Source organism: Rhizomicrobium sp., assembly GCA_037200985.1.
GTDB lineage: Bacteria > Pseudomonadota > Alphaproteobacteria > Micropepsales > Micropepsaceae > Rhizomicrobium.
The window spans coordinates 2,699,429-2,711,795 of the sequence record JBBCGJ010000001.1 but is presented as its reverse complement, the minus strand read 5'-3'; the positions used below and the strand labels follow the sequence as shown (position 1 = coordinate 2,711,795).

Annotated in this window: 11 protein-coding genes; 4 read left to right on the top strand and 7 right to left on the bottom strand. The window is 67.0% G+C overall.

What is annotated here, in order from left to right:
* Positions 1 to 20: 20 nt before the first annotated feature.
* The 3 genes from rsfS to WDN01_13355 all read left to right on the top strand — a co-directional run bounded on the left by rsfS (position 21) and on the right by WDN01_13355 (position 1,444).
* Positions 21 to 440 (top strand): ribosome silencing factor, encoded by a 420-nt coding sequence (rsfS, locus tag WDN01_13365; protein MEJ0027010.1) that lies wholly within the window; start codon positions 21 to 23, stop codon positions 438 to 440.
* Positions 441 to 446: 6 nt separating this feature from the next.
* Positions 447 to 929: a 23S rRNA (pseudouridine(1915)-N(3))-methyltransferase RlmH gene (gene rlmH, locus WDN01_13360; protein ID MEJ0027009.1), complete on the top strand. Its 483-nt coding sequence runs from the start codon at positions 447 to 449 to the stop codon at positions 927 to 929.
* A gap of 86 nt (positions 930 to 1,015) precedes the next feature.
* Positions 1,016 to 1,444: a flagellar assembly protein FliX gene (locus tag WDN01_13355; protein MEJ0027008.1), complete on the top strand. Its 429-nt coding sequence runs from the start codon at positions 1,016 to 1,018 to the stop codon at positions 1,442 to 1,444.
* 54 nt (positions 1,445 to 1,498) lie between these two features.
* Here WDN01_13355 and odhB read toward each other — a convergent pair whose 3' ends face one another.
* Both odhB and WDN01_13345 read right to left on the bottom strand, forming a co-directional pair.
* Complete coding sequence (gene odhB, locus WDN01_13350; GenBank protein ID MEJ0027007.1) at positions 1,499 to 2,782, bottom strand: 2-oxoglutarate dehydrogenase complex dihydrolipoyllysine-residue succinyltransferase; 1,284 nt, start codon at positions 2,780 to 2,782, stop codon at positions 1,499 to 1,501.
* A 179-nt stretch (positions 2,783 to 2,961) separates the two neighbouring features.
* Positions 2,962 to 5,892, bottom strand: coding sequence for a 2-oxoglutarate dehydrogenase E1 component (locus WDN01_13345; protein ID MEJ0027006.1), 2,931 nt, complete (start codon positions 5,890 to 5,892; stop codon positions 2,962 to 2,964).
* Between the two features lie 223 nt (positions 5,893 to 6,115).
* Here WDN01_13345 and WDN01_13340 point away from each other — a divergent pair, with 223 nt between their 5' ends.
* Complete coding sequence (locus WDN01_13340; GenBank protein MEJ0027005.1) at positions 6,116 to 7,237, top strand: acyltransferase; 1,122 nt, start codon at positions 6,116 to 6,118, stop codon at positions 7,235 to 7,237.
* Here WDN01_13340 and WDN01_13335 read toward each other — a convergent pair.
* The 5 genes from WDN01_13335 to WDN01_13315 all read right to left on the bottom strand — a co-directional run bounded on the left by WDN01_13335 (position 7,204) and on the right by WDN01_13315 (position 12,304).
* Positions 7,204 to 8,121 (bottom strand): NAD(P)-dependent oxidoreductase, encoded by a 918-nt coding sequence (locus tag WDN01_13335; GenBank protein ID MEJ0027004.1) that lies wholly within the window; start codon positions 8,119 to 8,121, stop codon positions 7,204 to 7,206. The two genes, WDN01_13340 and WDN01_13335, sit on opposite strands and share 34 nt — an antisense overlap.
* Before the next feature lie 87 nt (positions 8,122 to 8,208).
* On the bottom strand, positions 8,209 to 9,087 hold the full coding sequence (gene sucD, locus WDN01_13330) for a succinate--CoA ligase subunit alpha (protein MEJ0027003.1): 879 nt from the start codon (positions 9,085 to 9,087) through the stop codon (positions 8,209 to 8,211).
* On the bottom strand, positions 9,087 to 10,256 hold the full coding sequence (gene sucC, locus WDN01_13325; GenBank protein ID MEJ0027002.1) for an ADP-forming succinate--CoA ligase subunit beta: 1,170 nt from the start codon (positions 10,254 to 10,256) through the stop codon (positions 9,087 to 9,089). The genes sucD and sucC overlap by 1 nt, the downstream gene beginning before the upstream one ends.
* A gap of 109 nt (positions 10,257 to 10,365) precedes the next feature.
* Positions 10,366 to 11,328 carry a phosphatase PAP2 family protein gene (locus WDN01_13320; GenBank protein MEJ0027001.1) on the bottom strand — a complete coding sequence of 321 codons (963 nt, stop codon included), beginning with the start codon at positions 11,326 to 11,328 and terminating at the stop codon, positions 10,366 to 10,368.
* A 55-nt stretch (positions 11,329 to 11,383) separates the two neighbouring features.
* On the bottom strand, positions 11,384 to 12,304 hold the full coding sequence (locus WDN01_13315; GenBank protein MEJ0027000.1) for a hypothetical protein: 921 nt from the start codon (positions 12,302 to 12,304) through the stop codon (positions 11,384 to 11,386).
* Between the last annotated feature and the right edge of the window lie 63 nt (positions 12,305 to 12,367).

Genomic DNA, 12,367 nt, shown 5'->3' with positions numbered 1-12,367 from the left:
CCGCGCCCAAGCGCAAAGCCGTGGCGAAGAAGCCCGCCGTCAAAAAGACCAAGAAGGCCGCGCCCGAGGCGCCGAGCGCCGTGAGCACGGCCGAGGCCGCCGATCCGGCGTTGCTCGAGCGCATCCGCGCCTCGCTGGAGGACGACAAGGCCGAGGACATCGTGACCATCGACATGGGCGGGCGCTCGTCTCTCGCGGACGCCATCGTGGTGGCGAGCGGGCGCTCGTCGCGCCATGTCGCGGCGATCGCGGAGCATCTGGCGCGGCGCCTGAAGGACGCCGGCTACGGCACGCGGCCGGTCAACGGCGCGCAACAGGGCGACTGGGTGCTGGTCGACGCCGGCGACGTGATCGTCCACATCTTCCGGCCCGAGGTGCGCGACTACTACAATCTCGAAAGCATGTGGTCGGTCGAAGAGCCCCGGCGCAGCCGGGCCTGATCCGCCATGCGCCTGCACATCCTTAGCGTCGGGTTCGCGCGCGGCACGCAGGAAGGCGCGCTGACGGACGACTTCGTCGGCCGGGCGCTGGCGATGGGCCGCCGCATGGGCTTCACCGCCGTCACCTGCGAGGAAATCCCGGTCTCCAAGGAGCGCGAGACGCCCAAGCGCATGGCCGACGAGGCCGAGCGGCTCGCGCGGCGCGTGCCCGAGGGCGCGCATGTCGTGCTGCTGGATGCCAAGGGCAAGGGCATGACATCGGAGGATTTCGCCGAGATGCTGGGAGCGCTGCGCGATGCGGGCACGCGCGACCTGGTCTTCGTGATCGGCGGGCCGGACGGCCTGGCGCCGCTGCCGGGCCGCAAGGCCGGCCGCAGCCTCGCCTTCGGTCCGCAGACCTGGCCGCATCTGATGGTGCGCGCGATGCTGGCGGAGCAGGTCTATCGGGCGCTGACGATATTGGCCGGGCATCCGTATCATCGGGCTTAGTTTCACCCTCCCGCAAGGGGAGGGTAGTTATCCCTTCCTTAACCACGCTCTGCGATTGTGGTGTGTCGCAATGGGACGAGGGGCCCATGGAGATCAACGGACCCAGACGGATCGAAACGAGCACGGTGCGCCGCGTCGGCAAGGGCGCGTCCGGTTCGTCGTCGTCGTTCCAGGTCTCCGATCCGGGCGAAGTCCGCGGCGCGGTGGTCAGCGGGCCGGGCCCGATCGGGGCGCTCGATTCCATCCTGATGCTGCAGGGCATGGACGATTCCACCGACGGCAAGTCCAAGGCCGCGGCGCATGGCGAGAAGCTGCTCGACATGCTCGACGAGATCCGCGACGGACTGCTCGCCGGCGGCGTGCCGCGCACGACGCTCAACCGGCTCGCCAACGCGGTGACCCGCCGCCACGACCAGTTCAACGATCCCAAACTGCAGAGCGTGCTCGACGAGATCGAGCTGCGCGCCCATGTCGAGATCGCCAAGCTCGAGATGATGGACAAACGGGTCGCCTGAGAAACCCAACCCTCCCGTGAACGGGAGGGTTGCGCGACGCCGCGACAGCGGGGCTTAGATATCCAGCAGCAAGCGCTGCGGGTCTTCCAGGTTTTCCTTCACGCGCACCAGGAAGGTCACCGCCTCACGGCCGTCGACCAGGCGGTGGTCGTAGCTGAGCGCCAGATACATCATCGGCTTGATGACGACCTTGTCGTCCTCCGCCACCGGGCGCGGCTGGATCTTGTGCATGCCGAGGATGCCCGATTGCGGCGTGTTCAGGATCGGCGTCGACATCAACGAGCCGAACACCCCGCCATTGGTGATGGTGAAGGTGCCGCCCTGGAGCTCGTCGAGCTTCAGCTTGTTGTCGCGGGCGCGCAGGCCGTAATCGTGGATCTTCGCCTCGATGCCGGCAAGCGAGAGCAGGTCGGCGTCGCGCACCACCGGCACGACCAGGCCGCGCTCGGTCGAGACCGCCACGCCGATGTCGTAGTAGTTCTTGTAGACGATGTCGTCGCCTTCGAGCTCGGCATTGACGTTGGGCAGCTCCTTGAGCGCCGCGATGCAGGCCTTGACGAAGAAGCCCATGAAACCCAGGCGTACGCCGTGCTTCTTCTCGAAACTGTCTTTGTATTCGGCGCGCAGCGCCATGACGTGGCTCATGTCGACCTCGTTGAAGGTCGTGAGCTGGGCGGCGGTGTTCTGCGATTCCTTGAGGCGCAGCGCGATGGTCTTGCGCAGCCGGCTCATCGTGACGCGCTCCTCGCGATCGGCGCGCGGGCGTGGGCCGGCATGGACCGGCGCGGGCGCGGGGCGCGGGGCGCTGCGCTCGGCGGCGCGGGCTTCGAGCGCCTCGAGCACGTCGCCTTTCAGGACGCGGCCGTCGCGGCCGCTGCCGGCGAGGGTCGACAAATCGACGCCGCTCTCTTCCGCGATGCGGCGCGTGGCGGGCATGACGGGCGCGGCGGCAGCGACCGGCGCCGCGGCGACGGGTGCCGGCTTCGGCGGCTCGACCTTCGGCGCGGGCGCCGGCTTGGGAGCAGGGGCCGGAGCGGGCGCCGGCTTGGGCGCGGCGGCCTGCGGGTTCTTGGCGGGCGTGGCCGAGGCCTTGCCCTTGGCGCCTTCGGCGATGGCGCCGAGCAGGGCGCCGACCTGGACGGTGTCGCCCTCCTTGACCGAGATGGATTCGAGCGAGCCGTCGGCCGGCGAGGGCACCTCGACCGTGACCTTGTCGGTCTCCAGTTCGAGCAGCGGCTCGTCGCGGGCGACGGCTTCGCCTTCCTTCTTGAACCAGCGCGCCACCGTGGCTTCGGTGACGGACTCGCCCATGGCGGGGACTTTGATTTCGATGCTCATCGGAGGTTTCTCACCAAGAGGGTCCGCCGCGGAGAACGCGGAATTCGGTAGGAACGGTCGTCTTATAGCCCAGTTCGCCGTCACCCGGCTTGTCTATGGGACCCATTTTTGTTTCGCCTTGAGAAAAAATGGGTCGCCCGGATCCTTCGCTGCGCTCCGGACCGGGCGATGACGGTCGCTTACAAAGTCAGTGCTTCGGCGAGGAAAGCCTTCAGTTCGGCGTTGTGCTGGCTCATCAGGCCGGCCGCGGTCGAGGCGTATTCGGACCGCCCGACATAGCGCGGGCTGGCCGTGCCGCCCAGTTGGGCGATGGTCTGCTCGATGCGGGGGCGCACGAAGGTCCAGGCGCCCTGGTTCTGCGGCTCTTCCTGGCACCAGACGATATCGGCCTTGGGGAAGCGGTTCAGCTCCAGCGCCAAAGGGCCTTCCGGGAAGGGATAGAGCTGCTCCAGCCGCAGGATGTACACGCCGCTTTCGTTCAGCTTGTCGCGCGCTTCCATCAGGTCGAAATAGACCTTGCCGGAGCACAGGATCACCCGCTTGATATCGCGGTCCTCGGCCAGCCTGGTCGTCCAGGCACCCGGCACCGATTCCGCCTGGTCGCGCAGCACGCGATGGAAGGACGAGCCGGGGCCGAAATCGGCCAGGAACGACGTGCACTTCTTGTGGCGCAGCAGCGATTTGGGCGTCATCAGGATCAGCGGCTTGCGGAACGGCCGGTGCATCTGGCGGCGCAGGACGTGGAAATAGTTCGCCGGCGTCGTGCAATAGGCGACCTGGATGTTGTCCTGGGCGCAGAGCTGCAGATAGCGCTCGAGCCGCGCCGAAGAATGCTCCGGGCCCTGGCCTTCGTAGCCATGCGGCAGGAGCATCACGAGGCCGCACATGCGCAGCCACTTGGTCTCGCCCGAGGCGATGAACTGGTCGATGATCACCTGCGCGCCGTTGGCGAAGTCGCCGAACTGCGCTTCCCACAGTGTCAGCGCCTTGGGCTCGGCGGAGGAGTAGCCGTATTCGAAGCCGAGCACGGCCTCTTCCGACAGAAGCGAGTCGATGATCTCGAAATTCGCCTGGCCTTCGCGGATGTTCGCCAGCGGGTAGTAGCGCTTCTCGGTCTGCTGATCGACCAGCGCGGCATGGCGCTGCGAGAAGGTGCCTTCAGTGGAATCCTGGCCGGAGAAGCGGATCGGCATGCCTTCGAGCATCAGCGTGCCGAAGGCCAGCGCCTCGGCCGTCGCCCAGTCGAAGCCCTCGCCGGAGGCGAACATCGCGTCCTTGGCTTCCAGGCTGCGCGCCACGGTCTTGTGCAGGCTGAAGCCTTCCGGCAGGCGGGTCAGCGCGGCGCCGACCTCGCGCACGACGTCGAGCGGCACCGCGGTGTCGCCGCGGCGGTCGCCCTTGGGCGCGACGCCGAGACCCGACCAGCGGCCGTCGAGCCAATCGGCCTGCTCGGGCTTGTGGGTCTTGGACGCGGCCAGCTCCTCGTCGAGGCGGGCGACGAAGGCCTTGCTCATCGCATCGGCCTCGGCCTGGGTCAGCGTGCCTTCGTCGACCAGCTTCTTCGCATAGAGCTGCAGGGTGGTCGGATGGTCCTTGATCGCCTTGTACATCAGGGGCTGGCTGAAGGTCGGCTCCAGCGTCTCGTTGTGGCCGAAGCGGCGGTAGCACACCATGTCGATCACCACGTCCTTGTGGAACAGCTGGCGGAATTCGGTGGCGATGCGCGCGCAATGCACCACGGCCTCCGGATCGTCGCCGTTCACATGGAAGATCGGCGCCTGCACCATCAGCGCGATGTCGGTGCAATAGGGCGAGGAGCGCGAATAGGCCGGCGACGTCGTGAAGCCGATCTGGTTGTTGATGATGAAATGGATGGTGCCGCCGATGCGGAAGCCCTTGGTCCCGCTCATCGCGAAGCATTCCGCGACCACGCCCTGGCCGGCAAAGGCCGCGTCGCCGTGCAGGAGGAGCGGCAGGACGCTGGTGCGCTCGGCCGTGTCGTCGCGCTGCTGCTGCTTGGCGCGCGCCTTGCCCAGCACGACGGGATCGGACGCCTCCAGATGCGACGGGTTGGCGGTCAGTGAGAGATGGACGTTGTGGTTGTCGAACTGGCGGTCGGACGAGGCGCCGAGATGGTATTTCACGTCGCCCGAACCCTGGACCTCTTCCGGGTTCGCGCTGCCGCCGGAGAATTCGTGGAACAGCTGGCGATAGGGCTTGCTCATCACGTTGGCGAGCACGTTCAGCCGGCCGCGATGGGCCATGCCGATGACGATCTCCTTCACGCCGAGCTGGCCGCCGCGCTTGATGATCTGCTCCAACGCCGGAATCATGGCTTCGCCGCCGTCGAGCCCGAAGCGCTTGGTGCCGAGGAAGCGCAGCGAGGCGAATTTCTCGAAGCCTTCGGCCTCGACCAGCTTGTTCAGGATCGCCTTCTTGCCTTCGGGCGAGAACACGATCTCCTTGTCCGGCCCTTCGATGCGGCGCTGCAGCCAGTCCTTCTGCTCGGCGTCGTTGATGTGCATGAACTCGTAGCCGATGCGGCCGCAATAGGTGCGCTTGAGGATGTCGGTCACCTGGCGCGGCGTGCTGGTCGACAAGCCCATGACGCCGTCGAGGAAGATCGGGCGGTCGAGGTCTTCGGTGTGGAAGCCGTAGAAATTGGGATCGAGCTGGGGATGCGGCTGCCTGGGCGTGATGTTCAGGGGGTCGAGATCGGCCTCGAGATGGCCGATGACGCGATAGGCGCGCACCAGCTGGATGGCGCGGATCGAATCCTGCGCCGCCTTGTGCAGGTCGGCCTCGCTCGCGACGCCCTTGCGGGCCGGCCATTGGCCGGTCAGGGCGCCGACGAGATCGCCATTCTCCAATCGGGGTTTCTGGTCGCGCCGCCATTCCGGGCCGCGGCCGAGCTGGGCCGGGTCGAGCGCGGTCTGGCCGAGGCCCGAAAAATAGGCACGCCAGCTGGGGTCGACCGCGTCGGGGTTCTCAAGATACTGCCCATACAGGGATTCGACGAAAGCGGCATTGGTGCCGGACAGGAAGGAGGTCGCCTCGAGCAGGTCATTGGAGCTGCGGGCGAGGCGGGTGGGCGAGGATTGGTCTGTCATTTCAGGATGTTAGGGCAGGACTTCTTGGGTCCGGCCGCTTTTCCGTTGGGGCATGAACCGTGGGGACGCGTGGTAGCGCCGATAGGGCGTCAATTCAACGCTTCTCGAGGTTAAATATGGGTGTGACACGGCCGAATTGCGACAGGCCTGCGACGGCCTGCGCCGGATCAATGTCGCTGCGAATTCATTTCGATATCCGTCACGCCGAAGGGTAAGACGGCACATGGAACCTCGGCGGCTGACCTCGCTGGACGCGTTGCGCGGCATCGCCGCGCTGTCGATCGTGTTCTGGCACTGGCAGCATTTCTTCGCCATCGACGGCGACTGGATGGAAGGCTGGAGCCGGGACCAGCAGCCCCTGTTCTGGCTGTTCAAGCCGCTCTACCTCCAGGGCTGGGCGGCGGTCGACCTGTTCTTCGTGCTCTCCGGTTTCGTGTTCTTCTGGCTCTACGGCGAGGCGATCCGCGAGCGCCGGGTCGGCGCCTGGCGCTTCGCGCTGCTGCGCTTCTCGCGGCTCTATCCGCTGCACTTCGTGCTCCTGATCCTCGTGGCGGCGATGCAATATGCGTTCTGGCAGCAGAACGGACAGTTCTTCGTCTATCAGGCGAACGACGCACCGCATTTCGCGGCGCAGCTTTTCCTGGCGCAGAACTGGTGGCCGCTCAGCGCCCAGAGTTTCGACGGGCCGAGCTGGTCGGTCTCGATCGAGGTTCTGCTGTACCTGCTGTTCTTCCTCGCCTGCCGCGCCGGCCTGCCGCGGGGCCTGCACTGCCTGATGATCGCGCTCGCCGGCGGCGTCGTGCTTTGGGTCGACGAACATATCGCGCGCGGCATCATGGGATTCTTCATGGGCGGCGTCATGGTTTCCTGCTGGCGGAGCTTGCGCGGACACCCGCGGGCGCGGGCAATCTCGCGCGGCCTGACCGCGGCGGCCGTCGCCGGCTGGGCGACGCTGTTCGCGCTGCTCTATCTCGGCAGCCCGCTGCTCGCCGGCGGCGAGGGCAATGTGAAATTCCTGCTGGTGTTCGATCTTTTGCTGGGTCCGCTGACCGTGCTGTCGCTGGCGATGCGCGAGCGCGGGCAGCGGCGGCCCTGGCTCGGCTTCCTCGGCGACATCAGCTACGCGACCTATCTGATCCATTTTCCCATGCAGCTCGCGCTGGCGCTGCTCGCGAACCGCTACGATCTCGAGCCGCAATTCTTCATGCAAGGCTGGGTGCTGGCGGCGTTCTATGCCGTGCTGATCGGCTTGGGCACGCTGTCGTACCATTTCTTCGAGCGGCCGATGCAGGCCTTCCTGCGCAACGCGTTCTACGCCAAGCCGGCCGTGGTGAAACGCGGCTGACCGGTTCCGCTCCGTGCCTCGATGGCGCGGATGACCGCCGCCATGTCGGCCTCGCCCAGGCCCAGCGCCACGGTTTCGCCGTAGAGCGCATCGGCGGCATCGAGCAGCGGCGTGGCGATGCCGGCGGCGCGCCCCGCCGCGGCGACCAGCCGGCTGTTCTTGAGGACATCGCGCGCCGCCGCCTGCACCGCGAAATCGCGGGCCGCGAGCTTGGCGCCCTTGGCGCGCGACACCGCGCTCGCCATCGGTCCGGCGTCGAGCACGGCCAGGAAGCGCGCCATGTCGAGGCCGTGCGCTTCCGCGAAATGCACCGCCTCGGCGAGGCCTGCGACCATCGTCAGGAGATAGAGATTGACCGCGAGCTTCATGGTCAGCGCATTGGGCGCCGCGCCGCACAGCACCGTCTCGCGGCACATCGGCGCCAGCAGCGGCCGCACTTGCGCGACGGCGGCCGGATCGCCGGCCAGCATGGCGACGAGTTCGCCGGCTTGCGCAGGTCCGCGCGAGCCGGAGACCGGCGCTTCGACATAGGCGCCGCAAGCGGCGCGGATATCGGCTTCCAGCGCGCGCGAATAGTCCGGCGACACCGTTCCCATCTGGACGACGACATGTCCGGCGACGTTGGCGGCGAAAGCCGGCGTGGCGCGGGCGAGGACCGCGTCGATCGCCGCACCGTCCGCCAGCATCAGGATCGCGATGCGCGTGCGGCGGAAGAAATCGGCGGGGCTCGCCGCCACCTGGGCGCCCGCGGCGCGCAAGGCTTCGGCCTTGTCCGCCGAGCGGTTCCAGACGACGAGGTCCGGATGCATCCGAAGGAGGTTCCGCGCCATGGCTTCGCCCATGACGCCCAGGCCCGCGAAACCGAGGGATGAATCCGTTTCCATCGCAGAAGGACGCTAGCCGCGCGATGCGGCCGCGTCCCCCCGAGATTGCGCAGGCCCCCGATGCGCGCGGCGCATCGGCCCCGGCCGCTATTTTCCGGCGAGCAGTTCGACCAGCGTCGTGCCCAGCGCCGCCGGATTGGGCGAGACGCGGATGCCGGCGCTCTTCATCGCCTCGATCTTGGAATTGGCGTCGCCCTTGCCGCCGGAGATGATCGCGCCGGCATGGCCCATGCGGCGGCCGGGCGGGGCGGTGACGCCGGCGATGAAGCCGACCATCGGCTTCTTGACCTTGCTGTGCTTGACGAAGTCGGCGGCGTCTTCCTCGGCGCTGCCGCCGATCTCCCCGATCATGATGATGCTCTGGGTTTCGGGGTCCGCCAGCAGCATCTCCAGCACTTCGATGTGCTCGGTGCCTTTCACCGGGTCGCCGCCGATGCCGACGCAGGTGGTCTGGCCGAGGCCGACCGCCGTGGTCTGCGCCACCGCCTCATAGGTCAGCGTGCCGGAGCGCGACACGATGCCGACCGTGCCGCGGCGATGGATGTGGCCGGGCATGATGCCGATCTTGCACTCGCCGGGCGTGATCACGCCGGGGCAGTTGGGTCCGATCAGCCGCGACTTGGAGCCCGACAGGGCGCGCTTGACCTTGACCATGTCGAGCACCGGGATGCCTTCGGTGATGCAGACGATCAGCGGGATTTCCGCGTCGATGGCTTCCAGGATCGCGTCGGCGGCGAAGGGCGGCGGGACATAGATCGCGCTCGCCGTGGCGCCGGTCGCCTCCCTGGCCTCGCGCACCGTGTCGAACACGGGAAGGCCCAGATGGGTCGTGCCGCCTTTGCCCGGCGAGGTGCCGCCGACCATCCTGGTGCCATAGGCGATGGCCTGCTCGGAATGGAATGTGCCCTGGTTGCCGGTGAAGCCCTGGGTGATGACCTTGGTGTTCTTGTCGACGAGGATGGACATTACTTGGAACCCTTCACGGCCTTGACGATCTTCTGCGCCGCGTCGGCGAGGTCGTTGGCGGAGACGATGGGAAGGCCGCTCTCGGCCAGGATCTTCTTGCCGAGCTCGACATTGGTGCCTTCGAGCCGCACCACCAGCGGCACCTTCAGCGACACTTCCTTCGCGGCGGCGATGATGCCTTCCGCGATGATGTCGCATTTCATGATGCCGCCGAAGATGTTGACCAGGATGCCCTTCACGTTCGGATCGGAGACGATGATCTTGAACGCTGCCGTCACCTTCTCCTTGGAGGCGCCGCCGCCGACGTCGAGGAAATTGGCCGGCTCGCTGCCATAGAGCTTTATGATGTCCATGGTCGCCATGGCGAGGCCCGCGCCGTTCACCATGCAGCCGATCTCGCCGTCGAGCTTGATGTAGGAGAGATCGTATTTCGACGCCTCGACCTCCATGGGGTCTTCCTCGTCGAGGTCGCGCAGCGCCTGGATGTCCTTGTGGCGCCAGAGCGCGTTGTCGTCGAAATTGATCTTGGCGTCGAGGCAGATCACCTTGCCGTCCTTGGTCAGGACCAGCGGATTGATCTCCAGAAGGCTCATGTCCTTGGCGATCACCGCGTCGTAGAGCGATTTGATCACGCCGCCGACCTGCTTGGCCGCATCGCCTTTCAGCTTCAGCGCGGTCGCGATCTCCAGCCCGACATAGGGCGAATAGCCGACGGCGGGCTCGATCTGGAAGGTCTTGATCTTCTCCGGCGTCTTGTGCGCCACCTCTTCGATGTCCATGCCGCCTTCGGTCGAGGCGATGAAGGCGACGCGGCTGGTGCCGCGATCCACCAGCGCCGAGAGATAAAGCTCGCGGTCGATCGCCGAGCCGTCCTCGATATAGAGCCGCTTCACGACGCGGCCATGCGGGCCCGTCTGGTGCGTCACCAGCGTCATGCCGAGCATGCGCTTGGCCTCTTTCTCAACGTCCTCGATGGACTTGACCACCTTGACGCCGCCGCCCTTGCCGCGCCCGCCGGCATGGATCTGCGCCTTCACCACCCAGACCGGTCCGCCCAGTTCTTTGGCGGCGGCGACCGCTTCCGCGACCGTGAAGGCCGGCTTGCCGCGCGGCACGGGGGTCCCGAAGCCGCGGAGAACCTCCTTGGCCTGGTATTCGTGGATGTTCATGGAGAGACCTTGCGCTGGAAATGGCGGGATGGGCGGCACAATAGCAGGGGGTCCCTTGCGCGCAAGGAGGGGTTCAAGTGCGCGGGACGCCGCGTTTGACGCAGGGGAATTAGAGGCCGGCGGGCTCGGTTCGAAGGGCTGCCGCAGCGGGGCGACCGGCGAATCCGGCGGCCACATCGGCGGCGCGGATCGCCATCGCCGCGACCGCGAAGCCGGCCAGCACGTCGACGACGTGATGGCCGCCCTGGATCGGCGTCGCGACAAGGACGGCCGAGTTGATTCCGAGCGCGATCCAGCGTGCGACGGGAAGCGTGCGCGCGTACCACACCACCAGTAGCGCCAGCACGGCGTGGTAGGAGGGAAAGCCGATCAGGCCCTTCGCGGCGGCCGGCGAGATATGTCCCGGCCCATGGACCAGGAGGCCGACCAGTTCATGGGCATAGCGGCCGTCGAGCGCGAGCGCGAGATGGCTCGCGACGTTCGGCGGCAGGTCGTAGACGCTGAAGGCGCCGAAGGACGGCGCCATGGTCCAGACCGCCATGGAGATGGCGGCGCCGGCGGCCACCGCGACGCACAGCCGGTAGATCTGCTCGGGCTTTCCAAAGAATCCCAGGCAGAGCACCAGCACCGCGATCTGCGGCAGGACCGAGACGTAGACGAATTGCAATACCATGTCGGTCACCGGATGACGCGCGGCCCAGGCCATCATGGCCGGCCAGTCGACGCCGATGGCGCGATCGAGGGCGGCGAGAGCCATGTCGATGCGCGGGCCCGCGACGGTCAGCAGCAGATAGTTGAGCACGCTGAAGCTCGCCGACATGCCGATCAGGAACGCGGTCGCGACCAGCATCGCGGCCAGGCGCTCGTCCTTGCGGATATGGGTGTAGTAGAGCCCGCCACCGGCCAGCGCCGCAGCCAGCAGCGCGAGCAGGCCATAGGCGCGCGCATCGAGGTCGAAATGCCCGGCCTGCGCCCAGACGATGTCGACGGTGCCGACGGCCGCGACGATGGCGAAAAGGACAAGTTGCAGGCGTGCCGTCACGAAGAAACCATGCGCGGAAATCCCGCGCATGGTCCTTCTTTTGGCTTAACGAATGTCTACCCGCCCTCGAGGGCCGGCCGAACGATCAGTATCCCGACGTCTCGCCGACGCCGCCGTCGAGCGTCATGCCGCCCACTTCGGCGGACTCGGTCGCCGCGTCCGCGGTGGTGGTCGAGGAGACGCAGACCTGGGCGCGGAAGGAGAAGAAGAAATCGCCCGTGCCCCAGCGGCGCAGATTGGTGCGCTCGGTGCAGTCCGGAACCGGGATCGCCGGCGCGCATTTGACCATGCCGTCCTTGAAATGGCGCAGCGCCTCGTGCTCGCCGCACATCAGGACCTGGCCATGCTCATAGGTTCCCGCGAGACCCTGGTCGGATTGCAGCACCTCGCCGATGATCACCTTCAGGTGCGAGCCGGGAATGCAGCGGGCGATCTCGCCTTCATAGCCCGAATCGATCCAGGTATCGCCGACCATGTGCGAGGCGGCGTATTCGCGCCCCTCGAAGGACACGCAGACGGCGTGGATCGACTTGACGACGGTGGCTTCCTGCATGTGGCAGGTGCCGCCGCCATGCACCGCCGCGATGGCGATCGCGCCGCCGCCGCCGCGGTTGCTGTAATTGATGATCTGGTAGCTGCCCGAATAGACGATGGTCTGCGCCGCGGCGCCGGCCTGCGCCGCGCCGGCGGCCGTCGCGAAGGCCGAGGCCTGCGCGGTGGCGATCGCGTTGACCTTGTTGATCACGATGTTCTTGTTGATGATCACGTTCTTGTTGATGTTGATGTTCTTGTTGATGTTGATCGGCTTGAAGATATTGATGTTCTTGTTGATGTTGAGGTTCGAGCCGCCGCCGTGACCGCCGCCATGGCCGCCCATGTCGGGGCAGTTCGGGGTCGAGCCGTGGCCGCCGCCGCCCATATTGCCGGCGACCGCGGGCGAAAGCGGGGCGAGCGTCAGTGCGACGCTGGCGAACGCGGCGATGAGACTGCTGGTCTGGCGCGGCATGCTATGCTCCTTCGATCCCACTAGCCTCATCCCCCGGCCCGTCGCCGGATATCGGACAAAGCT

Bases quoted from the DNA above. Each gene is read 5' to 3' on its own strand.
- WDN01_13320 (MEJ0027001.1), bottom strand. From the start codon at position 11,328: ATGCGCGGGATTTCCGCGCATGGTTTCTTCGTGACGGCACGCCTGCAA.
- WDN01_13355 (MEJ0027008.1), top strand. From the start codon at position 1,016: ATGGAGATCAACGGACCCAGACGGATCGAAACGAGCACGGTGCGCCGC.
- WDN01_13335 (MEJ0027004.1), bottom strand. From the start codon at position 8,121: ATGGAAACGGATTCATCCCTCGGTTTCGCGGGCCTGGGCGTCATGGGC.
- WDN01_13340 (MEJ0027005.1), top strand. From the start codon at position 6,116: ATGGAACCTCGGCGGCTGACCTCGCTGGACGCGTTGCGCGGCATCGCC.
- odhB (MEJ0027007.1), bottom strand. From the start codon at position 2,782: ATGAGCATCGAAATCAAAGTCCCCGCCATGGGCGAGTCCGTCACCGAA.
- WDN01_13315 (MEJ0027000.1), bottom strand. From the start codon at position 12,304: ATGCCGCGCCAGACCAGCAGTCTCATCGCCGCGTTCGCCAGCGTCGCA.
- sucC (MEJ0027002.1), bottom strand. From the start codon at position 10,256: ATGAACATCCACGAATACCAGGCCAAGGAGGTTCTCCGCGGCTTCGGG.
- rlmH (MEJ0027009.1), top strand. From the start codon at position 447: ATGCGCCTGCACATCCTTAGCGTCGGGTTCGCGCGCGGCACGCAGGAA.
- sucD (MEJ0027003.1), bottom strand. From the start codon at position 9,087: ATGTCCATCCTCGTCGACAAGAACACCAAGGTCATCACCCAGGGCTTC.
- WDN01_13345 (MEJ0027006.1), bottom strand. From the start codon at position 5,892: ATGACAGACCAATCCTCGCCCACCCGCCTCGCCCGCAGCTCCAATGAC.